Source organism: Kitasatospora sp. NPDC029367 (assembly GCF_055569135.1).
Genome location: NZ_JBVHYH010000015.1, coordinates 23,250 through 44,960, shown reverse-complemented (window position 1 = coordinate 44,960; position 21,711 = coordinate 23,250). Strand labels below are relative to the sequence as shown.

Genomic DNA, 21,711 nt, shown 5'->3' with positions numbered 1-21,711 from the left:
CCGTGCGCGTGGCCCGAGGCCTCACCAGAGGAAGGTGCCGATCCGCTCCCGGAGCGAGGCCGCGTCCAGGCCGTAGGCGGCCAGGTGCTCCGGGATCGACCCGTACTGCCGGTGCTCCTCGCGCGGCACGCCCAGGGCCAGCACCCGGTGCGGGCGGTCGGCCAGCGCCGCGTGCGCCTCGTTCGCCGAGGTGCCCGCCAGGTAGGGCTCCACCAGGACCACGTCCGGCTTGTCGCCCAGCGCGGCGCGCAGTCCGGCGGCGTCGAAGGGGCGCACCGTCGCCGCGTACAGCACGGTGACGTCCAGGCCCTCGGTGGCCGCGAGCACCGCGTCCAGCATCGGGCCGACGGCCAGCACCACGCCGCGGCCGCCGGTGCGGACGGTGGTGAAGCGGCCGGGCTCGACGGCGACCGGCACGGCGTTCTGGTGCGCCGAGAGCCGCACGTACACGTTGCGGTCACCGTCCGCGTAGGCGTCGCGCAGCAGCCGCTCGGCCTCGTCCGGGTGGCCGGGGACGTGCACCGTCCAGTCCGGCAGGGTGTCCAACAGGGCGACGTCGCCCGGGGACATGTGGGTACGGCCGCCGGCCGGCCAGTCGTAGGAGCCGGCCGCGCTCACCAGCACCGCGCCGACGCCCTGGTGGACCAGGTCCAACTTGACCTGCTCCCAGGGTCGTTCGATCAGGAAGCTGGCGAAGGTGTGGGCGATCGGACGCATCCCGGTCAGCGCCAGTCCGCCGGCCGCGCCGATCAGCAGCTGCTCCCGGATGCCGACGTTGACCACCCGGTCGGGGTGGCGCCGTTGGGCCGGCCCGAAGGCGGCGGCGGTGATGTCGGCGAGCACCACGGCCAGTCGGGGGTCCTCGTCCAGCAGTCGGGTGGTGACGTCGACGAAGCGGTCGCGCATGGTGTCCATCGGTGAAGTGCCTTTCGCTGCGCTCTGGTTGGTGTGCTCAGGGGTTGTTCGGCGCGGTCAGGAGTCCTTCGGCTCGACCCGGGCGACCACCGCGTGCGGGCGACCCGGGTGCTCGGCGGTGTACGCCCGGTACAGCGCCTCGTGGTCGCGGCCGTCGACGGTCGCGGTGGACCACCCCTCGGCGGCGAAGCGCCGGGCGATGCCGCCCTGCCAGCCGTGGGTGGCCGAGGAGTTGTCGATCACCACCACGTGGAGCCGGTCCAGGCCGTACGCACCGGCGAAGGCCACCGCCTCGTGGTTGGAACCCTCGTCGAACTCGGCGTCGCCGACCAGCACCCACACCGCCGGGTCCGCCAGCCCCTGGGCCCGCAGCCCGAGCGCGGTGCCCACGCCCAGCGGCAGGCCGTGGCCGAGCGAGCCGGAGGAGATCTCCACCCCGCGCAGCAGGGCGCGGTCCGGGTGGTGGCCGAGCGGCGAGTCGTAGCCGCCGAAGCTCGGCAGCACGGCCGGATCGAGGAAGCCCTTGGCCGCGAGCACGGCGTAGTAGGCCATCGGGCCGTGGCCCTTGGAGAGCAGGAAGCGGTCACGGTCCTGGGCGTCGGCGGTGTCCGGGGAGACCCGCAGCACCCGGTCGTACAGCACCCACAGGGCGTCCAGGGTGGAGGTGGCGGCGGGGCCGTGCTTCTCGTCGCCGGTCATCAGGGCCATCAGGTTCGGCAGGTCCGCGAAACGGGCCCGGCCCACGGTTTCCGTACTGGTCGTCGTCGTCATGCGTCGATCGTGCAACTTAAAGCGAACTTGAGGTCAAGCGGCTACAGTGAGTGCCCATGACCGCGATACCCGGCAGCGTCCGCACCGCCGCCCCGCGCCCCGGCGACCTGCTCACCATCGGACAGCTGGCCGCCCGCAGCGGGCTGGCCCACTCCGCGCTGCGCTACTACGAGAGCCTCGGCCTGATCCACGCCACCCGCACCGCCGGCGGCCAGCGCCGCTACCCGCGCGGCACGCTGCGCCGGGTCGCCTTCGTCCGGGCCGCCCAGCGGGTCGGCCTCTCCCTGGACGAGGCCAGGGTCGCCCTCGACCGACTGCCCGAACGCCCCGCCCCCAGCGGCACCGAATGGGACGTCGTCGCCCAGTCCTGGCAGAGCCGGATCGACGAACAGATCGCCGAGCTCGAACGACTCAAGGCCAAGCTCACCGGCTGCATCGGCTGCGGCTGCCTCTCGCTCACCCGCTGCGCCCTCTACAACGCGGACGACCGCGCCGCCGAGGCCGGCCCCGGCGCCCGCTACCTGGTCACCCGCGACCCGGACAGCGGGCCGGAGCCCACCCCGCCGGACCTCCCGGGCGGCTGCGGTCCCCAGGGGCGCGCGGGGGGCTCGTCGCACTGAAAAGCCTTTGCCACCGGGCCATTGGTGTGCCTACGGTGCAGGCATGCTGCCCTTGGTGGAGACGGACGAACGGGGGGACGCCGTCGTCCCCGACGAAGCGGTGCTGCGCCCGGGCGCCGAGGCGCTGTGCGCGCGGCTGGGCGTCGGCGGGCAGGCGCTGGAGCGCTTCGCGGAGGGCTCCGTGCCGGTCTACGCGGTGGGCTCCGAGCACGTGCTCAAGCTGTTCCCGGCACCCTCCGCCCGGGACGCACTGGCCGAGGAGCGCGTCCTGGCCTTCCTGGCGGGCCGGCTCCCCGTCCCCACTCCCGCGCTCCGGGCGGCCGGCGAGTACGTCAACGGCTGGCGCTACGTCCTGATGTCCCGCCTGCACGGCGAGGGCCTGGCCCCGGCCTGGCCGCGCGTCCCGCAGCCCGAGCGCGAGCGGATCGCCCGCGACTGCGGCGAGGCGCTCGCCGCCCTGCACGCCCTGGACACCTCGCGCAGCGCGGCCGCCCCGGGCGCGGAGCCGCTCGCCGACGCCCTCCCGCCCGGCGACTGGCCGGCCTTCCTGGCCCGCCAGCGCGCGGGCGCCGTCGCCCGGCAGCGCGAACGCGGCCTGCCCGAGGCCTGGTTGGAGCAGATCCCGGACTTCCTGTCCGCCGCCCCGCTCCCGGCCGGCCCGCAACGCGCCCTGCTGCACACCGAGTTCATGCGCGAGCACCTGATCACCGACCCGGCCGACGGCTGGCGGCTCACCGGCCTGATCGACTTCGAGCCCGCCATGATCGGCGACCCGGCCTACGACCTGGTCGCCGTCGGCCTGTTCACCACCCGCGCCGACCCCCACCTGCTCGGACGGCTGCTCGCCGCCTACGGCCGCCCCTTCGAACCGCGCCTGCTGATGGCGTACACGCTGCTCCACGTGTACAGCAACCTGCCCTGGTACCTGCGGGAGTTGAAGCCCTCGGCGCGCACCCTGGACGACCTCGCCGAGGAGTGGTTCGGGACTGCCTAAGAGCGCGGGTCGGTGCGCAGCAGGCTGTAGTAGACCATGTCGCGCCACTCCCCGGCGCGGAAGACCATCGACCGGTGAACGCCCTCGCGGGTGAAGCCCAGCTTCTCCAGGACGCGCTGCTCGGCAAGGTTGCCGGCCTCGGTGTCCGCCTCCAGCCGCACCGCCGTGCTGTGCGCGAACAGGTAGTCCACCAACAGGCGTTGGGCTCGGGTGCCGATGCCCCGGCCCCGTGCCTGCGGCAGCAGCTGCGCACCGATGCTCCAGTACGGGGTGGTCGGCCGCGCCGCCTTGCGGGTGGCGGCGACGAAGCCGAGGAACTCCCCCTCGGCGGCCACGGCGAACACCGACTGCTCCTCGCTCAGCAGCCCGTTCTCCGCCCAGCGGCGGCGGAAGCGCTCCGGGTCCGCCCAGCCGTACCACTGGAACTCGCCCAGCGCCTCGGGGTCGTTCAGCATCCCGCCCAGCGCGGTGAGGTCGGCTTCGGCGATCGGCCGGAGGAAGATCTTCTCTGCATCCATGCCCCCGGCAACGACGGAGGTCGTTCGGCCGTTCCTCAGCCGGAGGCGGGGCGCGGGTCGGTGCGCAGCAGGCTGTAGCGCAGCACGATGCCCCGCCCCCGCCCCGGGCAGGAGTTGGGCGCAGTATCTACTGCACCGAAGGAACTTCCCGCCGGATCGACCGGGCGAGCCGGAAGCCGACGTCGTCGATCCGCAGGGTCGGGTGGCTGCGGCGGCGGACGGAGGCGCGGCAGCTCCAGTGCTCGTCGAACCAGCCGCCGCCGCGCAGGACGCGGTAACTGCCGTACACCTCGGGGTCGTAGAGGTCCCAGCACCACTCCCACACGTTGCCGAGCAGGTCGTACAGCCCGAGGGCGTTGGGCCGCAGCTCGCCGACCGGGTGCGGGCGTTCGCCGGAGTTGCCGCGGTGCCAGGCGATCTCGTCCAGCGGGCCGTAGCGCGGCCCGTCGGTGCCGGCGCGGCAGGCGTGCTCCCATTCGGCCTCGGTGGGCAGCCGGTGGCCGTCGGCGGCGCGGTCCCAGGCGACGTCCTCGCCGTCCACCCGGTAGGCGGGCGCGAGGCCCTCGCGCCGGGACAGCTCGTTGCAGTACCGGACGGCGTCGAGCCAGGAGACGCTGTGCGCGGGGCGGCGGTCGCCGGTGAGGCCCTCGTACTGCTCGCGGGTGACCGGACAGGGCGCCAGCTCGAAGGGGGCCACCTCGACGCTCCAACTCCGCTGGGTGCGGCGGTCGGAGAGCGTGACGCGGCCGGGCGGAACGGCGATCGGCGCGGCGCTGGGTCCGGTACGGGGTTCCATGATCGGCGATCCTACGGCCCGTCCCCCGGCCGCCCTACCGTCCGGCTCGGCCCCTCGACCCCTCGGCCCCTCGGCCGCGCTACCGCCCGACTCCGCCCAGCAGGTCGACGGCGCCGCGCTCGGCCAGCTCCTCCACATGGGCGGGCAGCGGGGTGCCCGCGTGCAGGTGGCCCCGGACGACGGCGAGCGGCAGGCCGACGACGGCGAGGGTGACCCGGTCGAGGTCCAGCGGCGTCACGGCGCCGAGCCGCTCGGCGAGCCCCTCCACCGCCTGCCGCACCCGCCGCCCGGCCTGCCGTTCGCGCCGCAGTTGCTCCTCCGGCCACTCGGCCCGGCCGAAGGCCTCCGCACCGTGCAGCAGGACGACGGCCCGCTCCCGGTTCGCCCGGCTCCAGGCGACGACCTCCCGGGCGGCTGCCCCGGCGACGAGCCGCGGCTCGGTCTGCTCGGCGAGGACCGGCAGGTAGGCGGCGTGGAACTCCCCCAGCGTGCGCAGCCACAACTCGGCCAGCAGGGCGGAGCGTTGGGGGAAACGGTGGTAGACGGAACCGTTGGGCGCGCCGCTCTCGCGGGCCACGGCGGACATGGTGACGGCGGCCGGGCCGCCGGCGGCCGCGAGGCGCACGGCGGCGTCGAGGAGGGTGGCTTCGTCGTGGCGGGGTGGCCTGGGCATGCAATGGAGAGTACTCTCCAATTCAATTGGATGGACCCATCCAAAACCAGGAGGATCCGCTGTGGCCGTGCTCAACATCCACGAACGCACCATCCCGGCACCGGAGTCGACGGTCGGCGCACTCCTCGACGGCCTCGCCGGCCCGGACGACCGGCTCTGGCCCGGCTCCGACTGGCCCCCGCTGCGACTCGACGGCCCGCTCGCGGTCGGCGCCGCCGGCGGACACGGGTCGGTCCGCTACCGGGTCGTCGGGTACCAGCCGGGCCGGTGGGTGCGGTTCCGGTTCAGCGGGCCGCGCGGGTTCGACGGGTTCCACGAGTTCACCGTCCAGCCCGCGAACGGCGGTTCGCTGCTGCGTCACACCATCGCGATGCGACTGCACGGCCCCGGGCGGCTGAGCTGGCCGCTGGCCTTCCGCTGGCTGCACGACGCCCTGCTGGAGGACTCCCTCGACCGGGCCGTCCGCGCCTGCGGCGCTGCCGTGGACTCCCCGGCGCGCTGGAGCGCCCCCGTACGGCTGCTGCGCCGGCTGGCCCACCGCTGACCACGCCACGCCCCCTGGCGCCCGCACCTGACGCACCGCCAGGATGGTGCCCGACCGACGGGAACAGCGGACGAGAGGCGGCGACGGCGATGGCGGGTCTGACGGTCAGCACGGTGGTGGAGGCCCCGGCCGAGCGGGTCTGGGAACTGGTCGGGGACTTCCACGCCCTCGGCGAGTGGCACCCCCACCTGCCGGCGAGCCGGCTCGGCAACGAGCTGACGGGCAACGCGATCGGCGCGGTCCGGGTGTTCGAGTTCGACGGCGTGGTGCTGCGGGAGACCCTGGTCGCCTACGACGACGAGGCCCGCGCCTACACCTACAGCTTCCCCGACGGCACCTTCCACTTCGACACCTACCGCGCCACCCTGCGGGTCACCCCGGTGACCGAGCTGGGCGCCAGCTTCGTGGAGTGGAGCGTGACGTACGACATCGAGGCGGAGCACCGCAAGGAGTCCACCGAGCGCGTGCACGGCGTCTTCACCACCGGCCTGGCCGCCCTGCGGGATCGCTTCGCGGGCTGAGATCGGAGGCGGGGGCGGCGGGCGCGGCACGAGAAGTCGGCCTGGTCGACTTCTCGTGCGCAGGCCGCAGGCCGCCGGCCGGGCAGTCCCTCGCCCTACGCCGGCGGCGCGCCCTCCCCCGTCGCGGCCAGGCGGTGCCGGGCCGCGGCGAGGAGCTCGGCGGACAGGCCCGGATCGTCGCTCGCCCGGGCGAGCATCAGTGCGCCGACCATCGTCGACAGGTCGGCGAGCGCCGCCTCGCGCCCGGCCGGGTCGGGCAGCTGCTGGAAGCCGTCGACCAGGTCGCGCAGTCCGGCCGTGAAGGCGGTGCGCAGCGGGGCGCCGGGTTCGGCGCGGGCCGCGTCGGCGGCCAGGGCGGCGGCGGCGCAGCCCTGGCCGGGGTGGTCGCGGTGGAGGGTGGAGAGGTAGCGGGCGAGGAACTCGGCGCGGGGGGTGCGCGGCTCGCCCTCGCCCGCGGGGCCGTCCGCCTGGTGGTCCGTACGCCCGTCCGCCAGCTCGTCCACGAGGGCGTCCATGGCTTCCCGGCGTTCGGCGAAGGCGGCGGTGAGGGCCTGGGCGACGAGGTCGTCCTTGGACGAGAAGTGCCGGTAGAAGCCGCCGTGGGTGAGCCCGGCCGCGGCCATCGCCCGGGGGACGCTGACCTGCTCGGAGCCCTTCTCCCGGATCAGCCTGGCGGTGTGGTCGATGACCTCCTGACGGTGGCGTTCGGCCTCGGCGCGTGAGACGCGGGGCATGTCCGCGCTCCCTTCGTCGTCCTGTGGTGGTGTCCCAGCGGTCCCCCGATGGTGCTCCCAACTCTCCCACCCGGGCCTCCCTTGCCCATTTTAGATGATGCCCATAATCTAAAACCGCGACGCCCCGACACCGGGGCACCGCCCTTCCGGAGAGCGAGGAACACGCACATGACCGTGATCGAAGGCTCCACCGCCCTGGTCACCGGAGGCCTCCGCGGCCTCGGCCGGGCGTTCGTCGGGGAACTGCTGGCACGCGGCGCGACGAAGGTCTACGCCACCGCCCGCACCCCCTCCCCCAGCGAGGACGCCCGGGTCGAGGCCCTCCCCCTGGACGTCACCTCCGACGCCTCGGTCGCCGCCCTGGCCGAGCGGGTGCAGGACGTCGACATCGTCTTCAACAACGCCGGCGTCCTGCACCCGGGCGCCCTGCTGACCACCGACCTGCGGCACGTCCAGGACACCTTCGACACCAACGTCCTGGGCCCGCTGCGCATCGCCCGCGCCTTCGCGCCCGTCCTGGCCGCCCGCGGCGGCGGGGCACTCGTCGACATCCACTCCGCGCTCTCCTGGGGCGCGGGCGCGGGCGCGTACGGCGCCTCCAAGGCGGCCTTCTGGTCGCTCACCAACTCACTGCGCCTGGAACTCGCCGCCCAGCACACCCAGGTCGTCGGCGTACACCTGGGCTTCGCCGACACCGAGATGGTGGCCGCCCTGCCCGTCGACAAGCTCCCGGCCGACGAGGTGGCCCGCATCGTGCTGGACGGCATCGAGCGCGGCGACCGCGAGGTCCTCGTCGACGACGTCTCCCGGTCGTTCAAGGCCGCGCTCTCCGGGCCGGTGGAGGGCCTGACCGTCCCCTTCCGCCGCTGATTCCGGACCCCCATCGCCCTCACGGAGGAGCACACCCATGCCCCTGTGGCACGTCTACCACCCTCGCGGCACCTACAGCCCCGAGCAGAAGCAGCGGATGGCCGCCGACATCACCGGCATCTACACCCGCTTCGGGCTGCCGAAGTTCTACGTGATGACGCTGTTCCACGAGATCGGCGCCGACGACTTCCACGTCGGCGACCGGCCCACCCAGGACGCGGTACGGATCGTGGTCGAGCACATCGCCCGCCACACCGAGGACCCCGACCTGCGCAAGCGCACCCGGGAGGCGCTCGCCGCCGTCCTCGCGCCCCACACCACCGACCGCGGCCTGTACTGCGAGTTCCACGTCGACGAGACGCCCCGCGACCTGTGGATGATGGACGGGATCTCCCCGCCGCCGTCCAACAGCGAGGCCGAACAGCTGTGGGTGCGGGAGAACCGCCCGATCCCGTACTGACCGCCCCTACGGAGTGCCGGGCGGCCGGGCGTGGCCGGCCTCGTGGAGGTTCGCCAGGGCCAGGTAGTCGTTGTTCAGCATCACCTGAGCCAGCCGGGCCGCCGCCGAGACGACGTCGGGCCAGCCGGGGGCGTCCAGGAAGGCCTCGTCGGGAGCCCGGGCGCCGACCGCGTCCTGTACGGCGCTGTAGGCGGCGCCGAGCCGGGCCATCAGCTCGACCTCCTGCTCGGTACGCAGGCTCAGGCCGAGATGGCCCGCGGGCTCGTGCGCGTCGCAGAAGTCGTCGAAGAGCACGTGGACGACGTGGTCGAGATCCTCCAACTGCCCACGGTCGAGCCACACTTCCCGCTGCCAGGTCGGGCTGGCCAGCGAGACGACGGCGGGCACGACGTGGAGCCGGTAGTAGGGGAAGGCGATTCCGTGATCGATCACGGGCCGACGGTACGCACGTGACACCCGACCGGGCAGTGATTAAAGAGTGCTGCTCCCAAGGAGGACGGCCACCGCTAGAGGGCCAGCACGAACCAGCCGGCCACCGAGACCGCTGCGGCGACCCGGCCGAGGGCAACCGCCGCCCGCCCGTGCTCCGGCCCCCGTGCCCGCTGGAAGGCGGCGATCAGCGCGCTGATCGCCGCTACCGGCATGAGCAGGAACGCCAGGAACCAGGCCCATCCGCCCAGGGAGAGCACGGCGAGGAGGCCGAGGATCAGCAGCGGCAGCCACACCCCGGCCACCGTGAACCCGGCTGCGGCGCAGGCGACCCGGAACCGGTCCTGGCGCCGATAGAAGAACGGGACGGAGCAGACGGCGGCGGTCAGCAGTCCGACGGCGGCGAGGAAGAGCCACAGGCCGACCCCGTACGTCGGCGCAATGAGTATCAGCGGCACCAGGAACACCGCACTCGCCATCCCGGCCGACCACCGCGCACTCGCGGGCACCACGGCCATGCCTCCCCCATTCGTTTGAACGCGTTCAAACCTAGCATGCGGGGAGACGGGGAACGGTCAGGGGGATTCGGCGTCGCCGATCGCGGCGAGCAGCTGTCGGCGGACGGCAGCGGAGGCGCAGGGCAGCCGACGGGCCAACTCGATGTCGAGTCGCCGACGTTCGGCCCGGAGGAGCCGGGCGACGGGGGCACGGGAGCAGTGCTGGAACCAGAAGTCGCGGAGCAGGTCGATCACGCGGCCACCTCGCCCCACACGATCTTGCCGATGGGCCGGCGCGGGCAGCAGCCCCAGCGCTTGGTGAGGGAGTCGACGAGCTGGAGGCCTCGCCCGGTCTCGCCGTCGAGACCGGGCGAGGAGAGGGAGGGGAGGCGGTCGCCCCGGGCGTCGTGGACCTCGATACGGAGGCGGGTGGGGTCGACGTCGAGGGCGAAGTAGATGAGGTGACCGATCGGGGTGCCGTACAGGACGGCGTTGGTGACGAACTCGGTGGTGACGACGAGCCCGGAGTCGAGGAAGCGGTCGCCGCTCGGGGTGGAGGAGAGGAGGGCGGCGAGCCGCTGGCGCGCGATCGCGGGCGAGCGACGGCTGCGCGGGAGCCAGATGGTGGAGGAGGTTCGAGACATGGCGAAGTCACCTTCCAGGCACATGACATGAGTGGAGAAGGCCGGGCAGCCACGACGGGCCGCTCGTATGCATCCAGCACGAAGCGCCTCAAGAGGGTGCGCCACAGCCTTACGCCATGGATGTCACGTACAGGCAGCGCTCCGTTACGCACAGCATGGAGCATCGTCGCGAGAGATCGCAAGGCAAGTCGATGAAATATGAAAACTTTCAGATCCGAGGGGAAGGTGCGACCTCTAGGCTGTTGCTGATGGTGGCGAACCGTCACCACTCGCATGCACACTGGTCCCTGAACGTTCTGGAGGGGTTACGTAGATGGCAGTCGCAGTGCCAGCCGTGCGATACCGACGCATCGCCGCCGAGCTGAGAAGGCTTCGCGAGTTGAAGAACCTCTCCGCCGAAGAGGTCGCCGCCCAGGTCGACGGCATCAACCTGGTGAAGCTCAGTCGGTACGAGAACGCCCGAGTCCAGCTCAAGCCGGATGTCGTCCGCGCCCTGCTCGACTTCTACGAGTGCGACGAGGAGCTCAAGGAGGTCCTCGTCGAGATCCTCCGGGACAAGCGTCGTCCGGGCTGGATGGCGGGCTACGAGCAGCTGAACCCGCTCTACACGGATCTGATCCGCCTCGAAGAAACGGCTGTTGGCAACAAGTCGTACGAGTCGGCCTACATCCCGGGCCTCCTCCAGACCCGCCAGTACGCCCACGCCATCATCGCCAGCGGCGTGATAAACAAGCCCAGCGTTGAAGAGCGGGTAGAAGTCCGGATCAACCGGCAATCCGTCCTCACCCGGTCCGAGAACCCACTGAAACTGTGGGCCGTCATCCACGAGGCGGCCCTGACCATGGGCGCCGCCCCAGGCGTGATGGCAGACCAGTTGGACAAGCTGCTGCAGTTCAGCCAGCTCCCCAACATCAGGATTCAGGTCATGCCAGCCATGGCGCCGCCCCATCCCGGCATGACCGGGCCGTTCGCACTCCTGGAGTTTCGACAGCGCGATCTCGACCTGGTCCTGCTCAGCGGAATGCTCAGCAGCAACTGGGTCGAGGACCCGGACCAAGTCGATATCTATCGAGCGGCGTTCGACGAAATCATGGCAACCGCCCTGTCCCTCGACGAGTCGCGCAACCTCATCACACAGAAGAGAGACACGCTCAAGTGACCCACTTCCCTGTCGCCTCCACACTCCCCGTGCAGTGGAAGAAGGCAAACGCCAGCAACCCGAATGACAACTGCGTCGAAGTAGCCAGCGGCATCACGGACATCATCCCGGTCCGGGACAGCAAGGACCCCCACGGCCCCGCGCTCGCCTTCTCCCCCGACGGCTGGCGGTCCTTCATCGCCGGCATCCGCTCGGACGACTTCCCCACCACCCCCTGAAACACCATGGGCGGCCCCGCGCACGCTGCGCGGGGCCGCCCATCGCAAGGGCTTGCGGCTCAGCTGGGCTGGCCGGTGGGCATCACCGTGACCTGCTGGAGGTTGACCCGGGGCGGCAGGGTAGCAATGAAGCCGACGGTCTCCGCGACGTCCTCCGGGGTGAGCCACTCCATGGCGGCCTTCGCGCCCTCCAGCCAGTCCAGCGCGCCCTGGTCGGTGACGTGGCTCTGCAGCTCCGTCCCGACGATGCCGGGCTCGACCGCCGACACCCGGACCTTCTTCGCCCCCAGCTCGGCCCGCAGCGTCCGGGACAGGTGGCTGACGTACGCCTTCGTGCCGGAGTACACCGCGAAGGTCGGGAAGATGTTCTGCGCCGCGATGGACGACGTATTGATCAGGTCGGCCACGCCGCGCTCGGCGGCCGCCTTCACCAGCTGCGGGGTGAACACGCCGATCGCGTTCATCAGGCCGGTGATGTTGAGGTCGATCTGCTGCTTCCACTGCGCGGTCGCCAGCTCCTCGATCGGGGCGGGCAGCATGACCCCGGCGTTGTTCAGCAGCAGGTCGGCACCACCGAACTCGGCCGCCACCCGCGCCGCGGCGTCCTGCATAGCCTCGACGTCCGTCACGTCGGCGGCGATGGCGACCGCGCTGCCGCCGTTCTTCTCGATCCGCTCGACCAGTTCGGCCAGCCGCTCCGCCCGCCGCGCCAGGACGACGACCCGGGCGCCCAGCGCCGCCAGCTTCTCGGCCGAGGCCGCACCGATGCCGCTCGAAGCCCCGGTGACGACGGCGACGCGGCCGGCGAGCGGAAGGGAGGTGGTGTTCGTGGACATGGCTCTTACGCTCCAGGGGTGTGGGATTCGGCCGCCGTTCCCGGTCGGCCACAGATCCAGTACAGCCCCCGCGCCGGCCCCTCGGGACGCCATAGCTGGCCCTGTCCAGGCAGGTACTGCCAGGGCCACCCAGGACCGTCCGCCACCGCGCCCCCGCACCGACAATGGAGTCATGGACCGCACCAAGGAGATCGCCGGCTTCCTCCGCTCCCGCCGCGCCCGGGTCACCCCCGAGACCGCCGGGCTGCCCGCCGACGGGCGGGTCCGCCGGGTGCCCGGGCTGCGCCGGGACGAGGTGGCCAGGCTGGCCGGGGTGAGCACCGAGTACTACACCCGCCTGGAGCAGGGGCGGGCCCTCAACCCGTCCCCCGAGGTCGTCGACGCGATCACCCGCGCCCTGCGTCTGGACGACACCGAGCGGGAGCACCTCACCGACCTCCTCCACTCCGACCCCCGGCCCGCCACCCGCCGCGCCCCGGCCACGGCCCAACGGGTGCGCCCGGGGCTGTACTTGATGCTGGAGACACTCGACCGCGTCCCAGCCTTCATCCTCGGCCGACGCACCGACGTCCTGGCCTCCAACCGGCTCGCCCGGGAGGTCCTCACCGACTTCGACGCCCTGCCCGCCAACCGCCGCAACCTGGCCCGCTACTACCTGCTGGACCCCAAGGCCCGGGAGACGGTGGGTGATTGGAAGCGGCTCGCCGCCGAAACGGTGGCCATGCTCCGGTTCGAGGCGGGTCGCTATCCCCAGGACCGCCGGCTGGCCGATCTGGTCGGCGAACTCACGCTCCAGGTACCGGAGTTCACCGGCTGGTGGAACGACCACCGGGTGCTGCGCCGCACCCACGGCTCCAAGCACTACCACCATCCCCTGGTCGGGGAGCTGCACTTCTCCTACGAGTCATTCCAGGTGCCGGGCGACGCGGAGCAGACGCTGTGCGTCTACAACGTCGAGCCAAACTCCCCCACCGCGCAGTCCCTCCGGGTCCTGGCCAGCTGGACGGCGCCCACAGTTCCGTCCCCCTAGGGCGTCTCGCGGCACCCAACTACCCTTCCCTCCATGCCCCGTACCGAGATCGAGATCACCGAGGACCTGGTCCGGCAGCTCCTGCGCGACCAGCACCCCGACCTGGCCGAGCTCCCGCTGCGGCTCGGTGCGCTCGGCTGGACCAACCAGATGTGGCGGCTCGGCGAGGACCTCGCCGTCCGGGTGCCCTGGGAGACGGAGTCGGCAGGGGCCCTGCTGCGCAAGGAACACACCTGGCTGCCCGCTCTCCCCCAGCCCCTCCCCCTGCCGATCCCGGCACCCCGGCGCCTCGGCGAGCCCTCCGAGCGCTTCCCCCACCCCTGGTTGATCACCACCTGGGTCCCGGGCACGCCCGCCGACCGCGCCCCCGTCACCCGCGCCGCCGCTGCGGCCGGAACCCTGGCCGCCTTCCTGACCGCCCTGCACCGGCCCGCCCCCGCCTCCGCCCCCACCGGCGCCCGGGGCGAGCCACTGGCCGCCCAGGCCGAGCACGTCACCGCGGGGCTGGCCTCGGCCGCCGCCGTGGGGCTGATCCCCGACCCGGACGCCGTCCGCGCCGTCTGGGAGGACGCCGTCACCGCACCCGACTGGACCGGCCCGGCCCTGTGGATCCACGGCGACCTCCACCCGGCCAACGTCCTCACCGCCGACGGCACCCTCTGCGGCGTCGTCGACTTCGGCGAACTCTGCGCGGGCGACCCGGCGAGCGACCTCGCCGCCGCCTGGTCCCTCCTCCCGGACGGCGGCGCCGAGCTCTTCCACCGGGCCTACCGACCGGCCCCGGACCGGGCGACCCTGCACCGCGCCCGCGGCTGGGCCGTCATGCGCGCCCTCGGCGGCGTCCACATCGGCGAGGCCGGCCGCCACGGCCGCCCGGGCGGCAAGGCCACCTGGGGCCCGCCCGCCCACGCCGCCCTCGCCCGCCTCGCCGCCTACGCCCGCACCCGGCTGTAACCCGACGCCCTCACCCGCCGCCCGCACCGACACGCAGCCTCCGAGGACCCGGCCGTGCTGGACCTGGTCTCCGGCGCCTTCGAGACCGTCTGGGAGCGCGGCACCCCGCACGCCGACTACACCCTCTGACCGCGAACCCACTCCCAGGCCACCGTCAGCGAACCACCAGCGAACGGTCAGCCTCTCAGCCCCTTCTCATCCACCGCCCCTAGCCTCCGCGCATGAACGTCTCGCTGCTCGACGGCTGGTTCCCCTGGACCGTCCAGGCCGCCGCCCTCGCCCTGTTCCTGACCGCGGTGGGCCTGCGGGACCGGGCGTGGCAGCGCAAGTGGGGGCCGATCGCGCTGGGTACGGCGCTGGCGGTCACCGCGCTGCTCGCCCTCGCCGTCCTCACCCTGTCCGGGATCACCGACCCGATCCCGTTCGGGGTGTGGCTGTGGAGCGGGGTGGCGATCGCGGCGCTCGCCGTCCTGGGCTTCGGCTGGCGCGGCGCGCGCTGGTGGCGGCGGGCGCTGGTGGCGCCGACCGTCCTGCTGGCGCTGTTCTGCGTCGCGAACAGCGTGAACATCGCCACCGGCTACTACCCGACGGTCGACGACGCGATCGGCGAACTCAGCGGGCAGCCGCTGCCGGACCAGATCACCCTGGCCGAGGTCTCCTCGATCCACGGGAAGACGACGACCGGCCGCATCGTCCAGGTCGACATCCCGGACACCGCGAGCGGCTTCACCCACCGCCAGGAGCTGGTCTACCTGCCGCCCGCCTGGTTCCGCAGCAAGACCCGGCCGAAGCTGCCGGTGCTGGAGATGATCGGCGGCGAGTTCGCGGCGCCCGACAACTGGATCCGTTCGGGCAACGCGGTGCGGACCGCCGACGAGTTCGCCGCGAAGCACAACGGCTTCGCCCCGATCCTGGTCTTCGTCGACGCCACCGGCGGCTTCCGGGTGGACACCGAGTGCGTGGACGGCCCGCACGGCAACTCCGAGAGCCACCTGCTCAAGGACGTCCCCCCGTACGTCCAGAAGACCTTCAACGCCGCCACCGACCCGCACAAGTGGGGGGTGGCCGGCTGGTCGATGGGCGGCACCTGCGCCGTCGACCTGGTCGTCGAGCACCCGAACGTCTTCACCCACTTCGGCGACTTCTCCGGCGACAAGGGCCCGTACATCGGCGACAAGGACCACACCATCCAGGAGCTATACGGCGGCGACGCGGCGGCCTGGGCCGCCCACGACCCGCTGACGGTGCTCGCCCACCACCCCAAGTACCAGGGCGTCTCCGGCTACTTCGGGCAGGGCGACGAGGAGCACGCCCAGATCGAGTCCGCCAAGGCCCTGGAGGCGGCCGCCAGGAAGGACGGCATCCGCACCACCGCCGCCGTCGGCTCCGGCAAGCACAGCTGGCAGACCGGCTCCGCCACCTTCGCCCAGGCCCTCCCCTGGCTCGCCGCCCAACTCGGCGTCCCGGGCACCCGCCCACAGCCGTAACGGGCCGGCCGGACTCCCCGCCGCCGCACCGGGCCCGACGCCCCGCAGCCGTAGCAGGCCCGCCGGACACCCCGCCGCCGCACCGGGCCGCACACCCCGCGCGACCTGCCCCGACCCGGACCGTGGGTGGGATCACATCCGCCCGGCGGCCGGGAGGAAGCCTTGGCATCGGCAGCCCGTTCGGGGCGGGCCGACACCGTCCCGACCGGCCCCGACCCACCCGCCGGCTCCCGGCCCCGGGGCCCTGAATCCGTTGCCCGCCAAGGGATCCGGCCCCGCGGACCGGCCGACCGGCACTCCCCCGCCGGACAGAGGTTCCGCCGCGGCTGCACACATGTTCACCACCAGTCCGCTGCAACCGCCTCATTCGCCCGCGCGCCGGGCGGAATCCCGCTTTGCGACCGGCGCCGCCGTGTCATAGGTTTCGTCCGCCGTCGACGCAGCACCCGCTCTGACCGTTCCTCAGACCTGCGGTGAGCTGCGGAGCCAGGGGGCCTGACGGCAGCAGCAACGGGGGAGGAACAGCCATGCCGAGTGCCCGCGCTCACGGGTCGGCCGGGCGGCGGAGTCGGGCGGCCGACGCGCCGCCGGCCCCGGCCCCGCTCCACAACACCGGACACCCGAGGGATCGTCACGTGCACAGCAGCACCCGCCTGGTCACCGTCACCGCCGCCGCCCTGCTCTGTGCGGGCGCCCTGAGCGCCTGCGGACCGGACAACGGCGGCCAGGACGGCGGCCGCAGCGCCGCCCCGGCGGCGCCGACCACCGCGGCGCCCGCCACCGGCACGGCCCAGCCCGGCGGCACCGCCAAACCCACCACCGGCGCCGACCAGGGCAAGGGCGTCCCGGCCAAGGCCTGGGCGGACACCAAGAGCATCCCGATGGACGAGACCTACCACTTCGCCCCGCTGGCGGCCAACGCCAAGCCGGTCACCGGGCCGATCGGCTTCAAGGGCATGGAGCTGTGCCACGCCGCGCCGCCCAAGGGCGACGAGTACATGTACACCGACGGCGCCGCGCGGGCCAAGGCCGCCGTCGGCTTCGGCGGGGACCGCTGGACGGCCCAGCAGACCGTGGACTTCTGGGGCGACCCGACCCACAGCAGCGGCAACGCCCAGACCGCCAACGCGATCAAGCGCGGGCTGGTCGAGGCCGTGACGAACTGCGCCCGGACGGCGCCCGGCGCCACGGTCAAGGTGACCAGCGCGGCCGACGCGCCCTACTTCGCCGCCACCGTCACGGCCCCGCAGCCCGACGGCTCCACCGCCACCCTGCACGAGTACGTCGTGCTGGGCGGCGGGGCGGTCACCGAGCTGTCCGTCTGGGCGACCGCCAAGGGCGGCGCCCAGCCCAAGGACGCCTGGAAGGCGCCCGAGGACAAGTACGTCGCCACCGGCATGACGGCCCCGCTCTGCGAGGCCTTCCCCGGGTGCAACTGACGTACCGACAGACCGCCGCCAGGCCCGTCCGGCACAGGGGACCGGACGGACCTGGCGGCTTCCTTCAACCCCGCGGGGTCACAGCCCCAGGCGGCTGAGCGCGGTGGTCCAGTCACTGGCGATCGCGCTGCGGGCGGCGTCGAGGGTCACCTTGTGGCCGCACACCGCGTTCTTCAATCTGGTCTCGACCGAGTCCTTGCTCTGCGCGGGCTCGGTGCCGTAGCGCGGCTCGGGCCACAGGTTGCGCGGGTCGCGCGGGTCGCCGCCGAGCTCCAGCGGGACGAAGTGGTCCTCCTCGTAGTCCGAGAGGTTGGTGTCCGAGTAGCCGTACTGGGCGATCTGCTGGGTCTTCAACGCGTTGGTGTAGCTGGTCGGCGGGCGCACGGTGGCGGTCCAGCCGGAGACGCAGATGGTCTGGCCGATGGTGGCCTGGGTGACCGCCGGGTTGTACGCGCCGGGGGTGCAGGACGGGTCGGGCAGCGGCAGGTACGCCTGCGAACAACTGGCGGCCGTGGCACCGGACTTGCCCGGCTTGTGGGCGGCCGTGGCGGCCTGCGCGGTGCCGGTGGCGAGCCCGGCGGCGGCGAGGGCGATCACCGCGGCGATGACGGTGGGACGCTGACGGAGCATCATGGGGGAAGCTCTCCCGGTCCGGCCCGGCCGTTCGCCGGGCGACTGTGCCCATGACAGCACCGCCCGCGCGACGACCGTCAGGTGCGGGACGTGAACGAGTGGTGTCCACCCCCTCCACATCCGGGCCCGGCCCCGGTCAGTCGGACCCGTTCGCCCGCCCCCGAGCGGAGGCTCCGGCCCTCAGCCCCCGGGCCCCGGCGGAACGGCGCCCGCCTCCCCCACCAGCACCGCCCCCAGCGCCGTCCGCAGGTGCAGCGCGTTGCGCCCGCTCCGCCGGGTGGCCACCAGCCCCGCGCCGCGCAGCGCGCCGAGGTGCTGGGAGACGGCACTCGGGGTGACGCCGAGCCGCTCGGCGAGCTGCGGGGTGCTCGACGGCTCGCCGAGCACGGCGAGCAGCTCCGCGCGGGTGCGCCCCAGCACGGCGGCCAGCCCGGCGGAGGACGGCCGGGGTTCCTCCCACAACAGGCCGACGCCGGCCGCCGGGTAGCGGATCGAGGCGGCGGCGCGCGGGGAGTGGTCGACGATCACGTCCGGCCAGCCGAAGACCGACGGCAGCAGCGCCAGGCCGTGCCCGCCCGCCTCGACCGTCCACACCGACCCGGTACGGCGACGGCCGTGCACCAGCAACTCGCCCTCGCGCCAGACGACATCGCCGTGCAGCTCGGCGAACAGCCCCTCCACCCCGCGGTCCACCAGGGTCACCGCCCGGCGGCCCAGGTCCGCCTCCAGCAGGGCCCGCATCCGCCCCCAGTGCGGGGCGACCAGCGCGCCGTGGAAGCGCTCCAACGCATCGGCGACCCGGCTCAACAGCTCTTCGGCGCCCGGCAGTTCACGCGCCCGGGCAGCGCCCAGTGCGGCGGCGCACTCGGCCGCCGTGTACGCCGGGTCGGTCGCCCGCAGCCCGGTCAGTTCGGCCTCGAAGGAGGGCAGCCGCGACTCCGGCACCGGGAACAGGAAGGACGGCAGGCACCCCGCCAACAGGGCCCGCAGCAGCGGCAGTTCCGGCTCCCGGGCGAGCACCGGACGGGCCCCGCGCACCCACCCCCGGTGCACGTCGTGCCCGCCGACCCCGAGCGCCAGCCGCAGCCCGAGCACCGTCTCGGCCAGCGGCGAGACCGCGAAGCGCACCCGGGCGACCTCCGCCGCCGACAGCCGGATCTCCACCGCCACGCGGCCACCGCCCCTCGATCGTTCAGCCCTCGACCGTTCGGCCTCGATCGTTCAGTCCTCGACCGTCCGGTCCTCGATCGTTCAGTCCTGGCTGAACGATAGCCGTGCGCGCAGCGGCCCTCCAGGCTGTCCGCCATGGAGTTCCTCACCTCGTACGACGGCACCGACCTGGCCTTCCGCACCCTGGGCGACGGCCCGCCGCTGCTCTGCCTCCCCGGCGGCCCCGGCCGCGCCGCCGAATACCTCGGCGACCTCGGCGGCCTGAGCGCCCACCGCACCCTGATCCTGCCCGACACCCGGGGCACCGGCGCCTCCGGGACGCCCGCCGACCCGGCGAGCTTCCGGGTCGACCGCCTGGTCGCCGACGTCGAGGCACTGCGCCGCCACCTCGGGCTGGACCGGATCGACCTGCTCGGCCACTCCGCCGGCGGCGCCCTCGCCATGCTCTACGCGGCCGCCCACCCCGACCGCCTGACCAGCCTCACCCTGCTCACCCCCTCCTTCGCCGCCGTCGGCCTGCCCTCCGACACCGGCGCGCGGGAGGTGATCGCCGCCCGGGCGGGCGAGCCCTGGCACGCCGAGGCCGTCGCCGCGTACGACGGCGTGCGGTCCGCCACCACCTTCGCCGAGGCCGCCCGGCACCGCTTCGCCTTCGAGCCGCTGATGTACGGCCGCTGGGACGCCGCGGCCCGCGCCCACGCCGCCGCCGACCCGGCCCAGCGCTCCCTGCCGGTCAGCGAGCACTACTACGCCGGCTACACCCCCGACACCGAGGGGCTGCGCCGCCGACTGGCCGCGCTCAGCTGCCCGGTGCTGCTGCTCGCCGGGGAGGTGGACCTGTGGCCCACCGCGGCCTCAGCCGCCGCGGCGGCCTCGCTCTTCCCGGACGCCACCCTCACCGTCCAGCCTGGCGCGGGCCACTACCCGTGGCTGGACGACCCGGCGGCGCTCACCGGCACGGTCGCGGACTTCCTCGCCCGCAGTGACGCACGGACCGCGGCCTGACCGCGCGCCCGACCTCAGCCCGACCGCGCGCCTGACCGCGCTCCCCGCCCCGCGCCTGCCCTCACCCCGCCAGCAGCCGCGCCAGCAGCGCCGCCGGCCCCTCCGGCAGGCTGCCGTGGAGCAGTTCGGTGCGGTGCACCAGCCGGGGCGCGGCGACCGGGGCGTACGCGACCTCGGGCGTCCGGGCGAGGACGGGCGCGGGCAGCAGGGTGAGTCCGTGCCCGGCGGCGACCAGCGCGAGCAGCCCGTACAGGTCGGTGCCGCGGTAGCGGGTGGCGGACCGGAAGCCGTCGGTACCCGCGGCGGCGCGCAGCCGGGCCGCGGTGGGCGTGAGGTCGGGGGCGTCCAGCCAGCGGGCGGCGGACAGGTCGGCGAGGGCGAGGCCGGGGCGGCCGGCCAGCGGGTGCCCAAGGGGCAGGGCGACGGCGAGCGGCTGTTCGTCGACGGCGACGGTGGTCAGCGGGCCGACCTCGGGCAGCGGCAGCGGGTCGCTGGGCGCGGCCAGGCCGTCGATCAGCGCGAGGTCGACCTCGCCGGTGGCGACCTGGGCGGGCAGCACGCCCTGGGCGAGCACCTGGACGACGGGTTCCACCTGTGGGAACACCCGGCGCACTTCACCGAGCGCACGCCCCAGGGCCGCTCCCACCGCCAGTGGGGTGGCGCCGAGCACCAGCCGGGCGCTCGGGGCGTCGGCCAGGCGCGCGACGTCGGCGCGCGCCGCCTCCAGCCGGACCAGCAGCGGGGCGGCGTGCTCCAGCAGTCGCCGGCCGGCCGCGGTCGGGGCGACCGGGCGGCGGCCCAGCAGGGCGGTGCCGAGGTCGGCCTCCAGCGCGGCGATCTGCTGGGAGACCGCGGACTGGGTGTAGCCGAGGTCCCGGGCCGCCTCGGAGAAGGAGGCGAGCCGGGCGACGGTGACGAAGGTGCGGAGCTGCTGCGGATCCACTGCGGTCATCAACCGATCTGATCGGGGTGTAAGAAATCATCGTTGGCGCTGATCTCGGATGCGGCGCCAGGATAGCCCCATGACCTACCTGACCCCCCGGATCGCCCTGGTCGGCGACCGCTCCCCCGCCGTCCGCTCGCACGCCCGCATCCCCGGCCTGCTCGCCTCCCTCGCCGAACGCGAGCAACTGGTCCTGGACGCCTACTGGATCCCCACCGAGGACGCCGGGGCCCCGGGCGCGCTCGACGGCTTCGACGCCGTCTGGCTGCTGCCCGGCAGCCCGTACCGCAGCGAGGACGGCGCCCTGGCCGCGATCCGGACCGCCCGCGAGAACGGCATCCCCTTCCTCGGCACCTGCGCCGGATTCCAGCACGCGGTGCTGGAGTTCGCCCGCAACGTCTGCGGCATCACCGGAGCCGTCCACGGCGAACAGGACCCGGACCTCGACCAGCAGGTGATCGTCCCGCTCAGCTGCTCCCTGGTCGGCCACGAGGGCGCCGTCGCGATCACCCCCGGCACCCTCGCCGAGCGCGCCCTGGGCGCCACCGGCACCCAGGAGCGCTACCACTGCAACTACGGCCTCAACGCCGACTACCTGGACCGGCTGCGCGCCCACGGGCTGCGTTTCAGCGGCGCGGACGCGTCCGGCGAGGTCCGCATCCTCGAACTGCCGGAGCACCCGTTCTTCCTGGCCTCGCTGTTCCAGCCCGAGCTGTCCGGCGACGGCACCCGGGCCCACCCGATGATCCGCGCCCTGGCTCAGGCGGCCGTCGCCCGCGCGGCCCGCACCGAAGCGACGCCCGCCTGAGCCCGCCCGACCCGCCTGAGCCCGCCTGAGCCCGCCCGACCCC

At 73.8% G+C, this 21,711-nt stretch carries 28 protein-coding genes; 14 read left to right on the top strand and 14 right to left on the bottom strand.

Annotated elements, in window-relative coordinates; all coding sequences use genetic code 11:
• Positions 1 to 21 precede the first annotated feature (21 nt).
• Entirely contained in the window at positions 22 to 915 is an 894-nt protein-coding gene (locus ACZ4W5_RS11030; protein WP_360234686.1) for a transketolase family protein, read from the bottom strand.
• Between the two features lie 57 nt (positions 916 to 972).
• On the bottom strand, positions 973 to 1,686 hold the full coding sequence (locus ACZ4W5_RS11025; RefSeq protein ID WP_360234683.1) for a transketolase: 714 nt from the start codon (positions 1,684 to 1,686) through the stop codon (positions 973 to 975).
• Positions 1,687 to 1,742: 56 nt separating this feature from the next.
• Between ACZ4W5_RS11025 and soxR the strand changes: the two genes are divergently transcribed.
• Together soxR and ACZ4W5_RS11015 are read left to right on the top strand one after the other, a co-directional pair.
• Positions 1,743 to 2,306 (top strand): redox-sensitive transcriptional activator SoxR, encoded by a 564-nt coding sequence (gene soxR / locus ACZ4W5_RS11020; protein WP_465653929.1) that lies wholly within the window; start codon positions 1,743 to 1,745, stop codon positions 2,304 to 2,306.
• Between the two features lie 43 nt (positions 2,307 to 2,349).
• On the top strand, positions 2,350 to 3,300 hold the full coding sequence (locus tag ACZ4W5_RS11015; RefSeq protein ID WP_465653928.1) for a phosphotransferase family protein: 951 nt from the start codon (positions 2,350 to 2,352) through the stop codon (positions 3,298 to 3,300).
• Here ACZ4W5_RS11015 and ACZ4W5_RS11010 read toward each other — a convergent pair.
• The 3 genes from ACZ4W5_RS11010 to ACZ4W5_RS11000 form a co-directional block, all read right to left on the bottom strand.
• Complete coding sequence (locus ACZ4W5_RS11010; protein WP_465653927.1) at positions 3,297 to 3,818, bottom strand: GNAT family N-acetyltransferase; 522 nt, start codon at positions 3,816 to 3,818, stop codon at positions 3,297 to 3,299. The two genes, ACZ4W5_RS11015 and ACZ4W5_RS11010, sit on opposite strands and share 4 nt — an antisense overlap.
• Before the next feature lie 127 nt (positions 3,819 to 3,945).
• On the bottom strand, positions 3,946 to 4,614 hold the full coding sequence (locus ACZ4W5_RS11005) for a formylglycine-generating enzyme family protein (protein WP_360234671.1): 669 nt from the start codon (positions 4,612 to 4,614) through the stop codon (positions 3,946 to 3,948).
• A 79-nt stretch (positions 4,615 to 4,693) separates the two neighbouring features.
• On the bottom strand, positions 4,694 to 5,287 hold the full coding sequence (locus ACZ4W5_RS11000) for a TetR/AcrR family transcriptional regulator (protein WP_465653926.1): 594 nt from the start codon (positions 5,285 to 5,287) through the stop codon (positions 4,694 to 4,696).
• A gap of 61 nt (positions 5,288 to 5,348) precedes the next feature.
• Between ACZ4W5_RS11000 and ACZ4W5_RS10995 the strand changes: the two genes are divergently transcribed.
• Both ACZ4W5_RS10995 and ACZ4W5_RS10990 read left to right on the top strand, forming a co-directional pair.
• Positions 5,349 to 5,831, top strand: a complete 483-nt coding sequence (locus tag ACZ4W5_RS10995) for an SRPBCC family protein (RefSeq protein WP_465653925.1) — start codon at positions 5,349 to 5,351, stop codon at positions 5,829 to 5,831.
• An 89-nt stretch (positions 5,832 to 5,920) separates the two neighbouring features.
• The gene (locus tag ACZ4W5_RS10990; protein WP_465653924.1) at positions 5,921 to 6,352 is read left to right on the top strand and encodes an SRPBCC family protein; all 432 of its coding nucleotides are present in this window, start codon (positions 5,921 to 5,923) and stop codon (positions 6,350 to 6,352) included.
• Between the two features lie 95 nt (positions 6,353 to 6,447).
• Here the strand turns inward: ACZ4W5_RS10990 and ACZ4W5_RS10985 are convergent, their stop codons facing one another.
• A complete protein-coding gene (locus ACZ4W5_RS10985; RefSeq protein ID WP_465653923.1) occupies positions 6,448 to 7,086 on the bottom strand; it encodes a TetR/AcrR family transcriptional regulator in 639 nt (212 codons plus the stop codon).
• A 168-nt stretch (positions 7,087 to 7,254) separates the two neighbouring features.
• Between ACZ4W5_RS10985 and ACZ4W5_RS10980 the strand changes: the two genes are divergently transcribed.
• Both ACZ4W5_RS10980 and ACZ4W5_RS10975 read left to right on the top strand, forming a co-directional pair.
• The gene (locus tag ACZ4W5_RS10980; RefSeq protein WP_465653922.1) at positions 7,255 to 7,956 is read left to right on the top strand and encodes an SDR family oxidoreductase; all 702 of its coding nucleotides are present in this window, start codon (positions 7,255 to 7,257) and stop codon (positions 7,954 to 7,956) included.
• Between the two features lie 37 nt (positions 7,957 to 7,993).
• Positions 7,994 to 8,416: a tautomerase family protein gene (locus tag ACZ4W5_RS10975; RefSeq protein WP_360234653.1), complete on the top strand. Its 423-nt coding sequence runs from the start codon at positions 7,994 to 7,996 to the stop codon at positions 8,414 to 8,416.
• Between the two features lie 6 nt (positions 8,417 to 8,422).
• Here the strand turns inward: ACZ4W5_RS10975 and ACZ4W5_RS10970 are convergent, their stop codons facing one another.
• From ACZ4W5_RS10970 to ACZ4W5_RS10955, 4 genes are all read right to left on the bottom strand, one after another.
• Positions 8,423 to 8,848 (bottom strand): SCO4402 family protein, encoded by a 426-nt coding sequence (locus tag ACZ4W5_RS10970; protein ID WP_465653921.1) that lies wholly within the window; start codon positions 8,846 to 8,848, stop codon positions 8,423 to 8,425.
• A 74-nt stretch (positions 8,849 to 8,922) separates the two neighbouring features.
• On the bottom strand, positions 8,923 to 9,363 hold the full coding sequence (locus ACZ4W5_RS10965; protein ID WP_465653920.1) for a hypothetical protein: 441 nt from the start codon (positions 9,361 to 9,363) through the stop codon (positions 8,923 to 8,925).
• Between the two features lie 57 nt (positions 9,364 to 9,420).
• Positions 9,421 to 9,597 carry a hypothetical protein gene (locus ACZ4W5_RS10960; RefSeq protein WP_465653919.1) on the bottom strand — a complete coding sequence of 59 codons (177 nt, stop codon included), beginning with the start codon at positions 9,595 to 9,597 and terminating at the stop codon, positions 9,421 to 9,423.
• The gene (locus ACZ4W5_RS10955; protein ID WP_465653918.1) at positions 9,594 to 9,986 is read right to left on the bottom strand and encodes an ATP-binding protein; all 393 of its coding nucleotides are present in this window, start codon (positions 9,984 to 9,986) and stop codon (positions 9,594 to 9,596) included. The genes ACZ4W5_RS10960 and ACZ4W5_RS10955 overlap by 4 nt, the downstream gene beginning before the upstream one ends.
• A gap of 313 nt (positions 9,987 to 10,299) precedes the next feature.
• On the opposite strand from ACZ4W5_RS10955, the gene ACZ4W5_RS10950 reads away from it, so the two are divergent.
• Together ACZ4W5_RS10950 and ACZ4W5_RS10945 are read left to right on the top strand one after the other, a co-directional pair.
• A complete protein-coding gene (locus tag ACZ4W5_RS10950) occupies positions 10,300 to 11,145 on the top strand; it encodes a helix-turn-helix domain-containing protein (protein WP_465653917.1) in 846 nt (281 codons plus the stop codon).
• Positions 11,142 to 11,363 carry a DUF397 domain-containing protein gene (locus ACZ4W5_RS10945; protein WP_465653916.1) on the top strand — a complete coding sequence of 74 codons (222 nt, stop codon included), beginning with the start codon at positions 11,142 to 11,144 and terminating at the stop codon, positions 11,361 to 11,363. Before ACZ4W5_RS10950 ends, ACZ4W5_RS10945 begins: the two co-directional genes overlap by 4 nt.
• A 59-nt stretch (positions 11,364 to 11,422) precedes the next feature.
• On the opposite strand, the gene ACZ4W5_RS10940 is transcribed toward ACZ4W5_RS10945, so the two are convergent.
• Positions 11,423 to 12,199 carry an SDR family oxidoreductase gene (locus ACZ4W5_RS10940; protein WP_465653915.1) on the bottom strand — a complete coding sequence of 259 codons (777 nt, stop codon included), beginning with the start codon at positions 12,197 to 12,199 and terminating at the stop codon, positions 11,423 to 11,425.
• 172 nt (positions 12,200 to 12,371) lie between these two features.
• Between ACZ4W5_RS10940 and ACZ4W5_RS10935 the strand changes: the two genes are divergently transcribed.
• The 4 genes from ACZ4W5_RS10935 (at position 12,372) to ACZ4W5_RS10920 (ending at position 17,109) form a co-directional block, all read left to right on the top strand.
• Positions 12,372 to 13,229: a helix-turn-helix transcriptional regulator gene (locus tag ACZ4W5_RS10935; protein ID WP_465653914.1), complete on the top strand. Its 858-nt coding sequence runs from the start codon at positions 12,372 to 12,374 to the stop codon at positions 13,227 to 13,229.
• Positions 13,230 to 13,262: 33 nt separating this feature from the next.
• Positions 13,263 to 14,183, top strand: a complete 921-nt coding sequence (locus ACZ4W5_RS10930) for an aminoglycoside phosphotransferase family protein (RefSeq protein ID WP_465653913.1) — start codon at positions 13,263 to 13,265, stop codon at positions 14,181 to 14,183.
• A gap of 221 nt (positions 14,184 to 14,404) precedes the next feature.
• Complete coding sequence (locus tag ACZ4W5_RS10925; protein ID WP_465653912.1) at positions 14,405 to 15,670, top strand: alpha/beta hydrolase; 1,266 nt, start codon at positions 14,405 to 14,407, stop codon at positions 15,668 to 15,670.
• 635 nt (positions 15,671 to 16,305) lie between these two features.
• Positions 16,306 to 17,109: a hypothetical protein gene (locus ACZ4W5_RS10920; RefSeq protein WP_465653911.1), complete on the top strand. Its 804-nt coding sequence runs from the start codon at positions 16,306 to 16,308 to the stop codon at positions 17,107 to 17,109.
• A gap of 78 nt (positions 17,110 to 17,187) precedes the next feature.
• Here ACZ4W5_RS10920 and ACZ4W5_RS10915 read toward each other — a convergent pair whose 3' ends face one another.
• Together ACZ4W5_RS10915 and ACZ4W5_RS10910 are read right to left on the bottom strand one after the other, a co-directional pair.
• Positions 17,188 to 17,742: a hypothetical protein gene (locus tag ACZ4W5_RS10915; protein ID WP_360234597.1), complete on the bottom strand. Its 555-nt coding sequence runs from the start codon at positions 17,740 to 17,742 to the stop codon at positions 17,188 to 17,190.
• Positions 17,743 to 17,922: 180 nt separating this feature from the next.
• Positions 17,923 to 18,912 (bottom strand): ArsR/SmtB family transcription factor, encoded by a 990-nt coding sequence (locus ACZ4W5_RS10910; protein ID WP_465653910.1) that lies wholly within the window; start codon positions 18,910 to 18,912, stop codon positions 17,923 to 17,925.
• Positions 18,913 to 19,047: 135 nt separating this feature from the next.
• Between ACZ4W5_RS10910 and ACZ4W5_RS10905 the strand changes: the two genes are divergently transcribed.
• A complete protein-coding gene (locus ACZ4W5_RS10905; RefSeq protein WP_465653909.1) occupies positions 19,048 to 19,917 on the top strand; it encodes an alpha/beta fold hydrolase in 870 nt (289 codons plus the stop codon).
• Positions 19,918 to 19,978: 61 nt separating this feature from the next.
• Here the strand turns inward: ACZ4W5_RS10905 and ACZ4W5_RS10900 are convergent, their stop codons facing one another.
• The gene (locus tag ACZ4W5_RS10900) at positions 19,979 to 20,869 is read right to left on the bottom strand and encodes a LysR family transcriptional regulator (protein ID WP_465653908.1); all 891 of its coding nucleotides are present in this window, start codon (positions 20,867 to 20,869) and stop codon (positions 19,979 to 19,981) included.
• Positions 20,870 to 20,939: 70 nt separating this feature from the next.
• Here ACZ4W5_RS10900 and ACZ4W5_RS10895 point away from each other — a divergent pair, with 70 nt between their 5' ends.
• Entirely contained in the window at positions 20,940 to 21,668 is a 729-nt protein-coding gene (locus tag ACZ4W5_RS10895; RefSeq protein WP_465653907.1) for a CTP synthase C-terminal region-related (seleno)protein, read from the top strand.
• Positions 21,669 to 21,711: the final 43 nt, after the last annotated feature.

What these genes read in the sequence shown, in the direction of transcription:
- ACZ4W5_RS11005 (WP_360234671.1), bottom strand. Translation starts at nt 4,614, where the DNA reads ATGGAACCCCGTACCGGACCCAGCGCCGCGCCGATCGCCGTTCCGCCC.
- ACZ4W5_RS10950 (WP_465653917.1), top strand. Translation starts at nt 10,300, where the DNA reads ATGGCAGTCGCAGTGCCAGCCGTGCGATACCGACGCATCGCCGCCGAG.
- ACZ4W5_RS10965 (WP_465653920.1), bottom strand. Translation starts at nt 9,363, where the DNA reads ATGGCCGTGGTGCCCGCGAGTGCGCGGTGGTCGGCCGGGATGGCGAGT.
- soxR (WP_465653929.1), top strand. Translation starts at nt 1,743, where the DNA reads ATGACCGCGATACCCGGCAGCGTCCGCACCGCCGCCCCGCGCCCCGGC.
- ACZ4W5_RS10915 (WP_360234597.1), bottom strand. Translation starts at nt 17,742, where the DNA reads ATGATGCTCCGTCAGCGTCCCACCGTCATCGCCGCGGTGATCGCCCTC.
- ACZ4W5_RS10940 (WP_465653915.1), bottom strand. Translation starts at nt 12,199, where the DNA reads ATGTCCACGAACACCACCTCCCTTCCGCTCGCCGGCCGCGTCGCCGTC.
- ACZ4W5_RS10935 (WP_465653914.1), top strand. Translation starts at nt 12,372, where the DNA reads ATGGACCGCACCAAGGAGATCGCCGGCTTCCTCCGCTCCCGCCGCGCC.
- ACZ4W5_RS10985 (WP_465653923.1), bottom strand. Translation starts at nt 7,086, where the DNA reads ATGCCCCGCGTCTCACGCGCCGAGGCCGAACGCCACCGTCAGGAGGTC.
- ACZ4W5_RS10990 (WP_465653924.1), top strand. Translation starts at nt 5,921, where the DNA reads ATGGCGGGTCTGACGGTCAGCACGGTGGTGGAGGCCCCGGCCGAGCGG.
- ACZ4W5_RS11025 (WP_360234683.1), bottom strand. Translation starts at nt 1,686, where the DNA reads ATGACGACGACGACCAGTACGGAAACCGTGGGCCGGGCCCGTTTCGCG.
- ACZ4W5_RS10930 (WP_465653913.1), top strand. Translation starts at nt 13,263, where the DNA reads ATGCCCCGTACCGAGATCGAGATCACCGAGGACCTGGTCCGGCAGCTC.
- ACZ4W5_RS10975 (WP_360234653.1), top strand. Translation starts at nt 7,994, where the DNA reads ATGCCCCTGTGGCACGTCTACCACCCTCGCGGCACCTACAGCCCCGAG.
- ACZ4W5_RS10980 (WP_465653922.1), top strand. Translation starts at nt 7,255, where the DNA reads ATGACCGTGATCGAAGGCTCCACCGCCCTGGTCACCGGAGGCCTCCGC.
- ACZ4W5_RS10925 (WP_465653912.1), top strand. Translation starts at nt 14,405, where the DNA reads ATGAACGTCTCGCTGCTCGACGGCTGGTTCCCCTGGACCGTCCAGGCC.
- ACZ4W5_RS11030 (WP_360234686.1), bottom strand. Translation starts at nt 915, where the DNA reads ATGGACACCATGCGCGACCGCTTCGTCGACGTCACCACCCGACTGCTG.
- ACZ4W5_RS11000 (WP_465653926.1), bottom strand. Translation starts at nt 5,287, where the DNA reads ATGCCCAGGCCACCCCGCCACGACGAAGCCACCCTCCTCGACGCCGCC.
- ACZ4W5_RS10905 (WP_465653909.1), top strand. Translation starts at nt 19,048, where the DNA reads ATGGAGTTCCTCACCTCGTACGACGGCACCGACCTGGCCTTCCGCACC.
- ACZ4W5_RS11015 (WP_465653928.1), top strand. Translation starts at nt 2,350, where the DNA reads ATGCTGCCCTTGGTGGAGACGGACGAACGGGGGGACGCCGTCGTCCCC.
- ACZ4W5_RS10955 (WP_465653918.1), bottom strand. Translation starts at nt 9,986, where the DNA reads ATGTCTCGAACCTCCTCCACCATCTGGCTCCCGCGCAGCCGTCGCTCG.
- ACZ4W5_RS10900 (WP_465653908.1), bottom strand. Translation starts at nt 20,869, where the DNA reads ATGACCGCAGTGGATCCGCAGCAGCTCCGCACCTTCGTCACCGTCGCC.
- ACZ4W5_RS11010 (WP_465653927.1), bottom strand. Translation starts at nt 3,818, where the DNA reads ATGGATGCAGAGAAGATCTTCCTCCGGCCGATCGCCGAAGCCGACCTC.
- ACZ4W5_RS10895 (WP_465653907.1), top strand. Translation starts at nt 20,940, where the DNA reads ATGACCTACCTGACCCCCCGGATCGCCCTGGTCGGCGACCGCTCCCCC.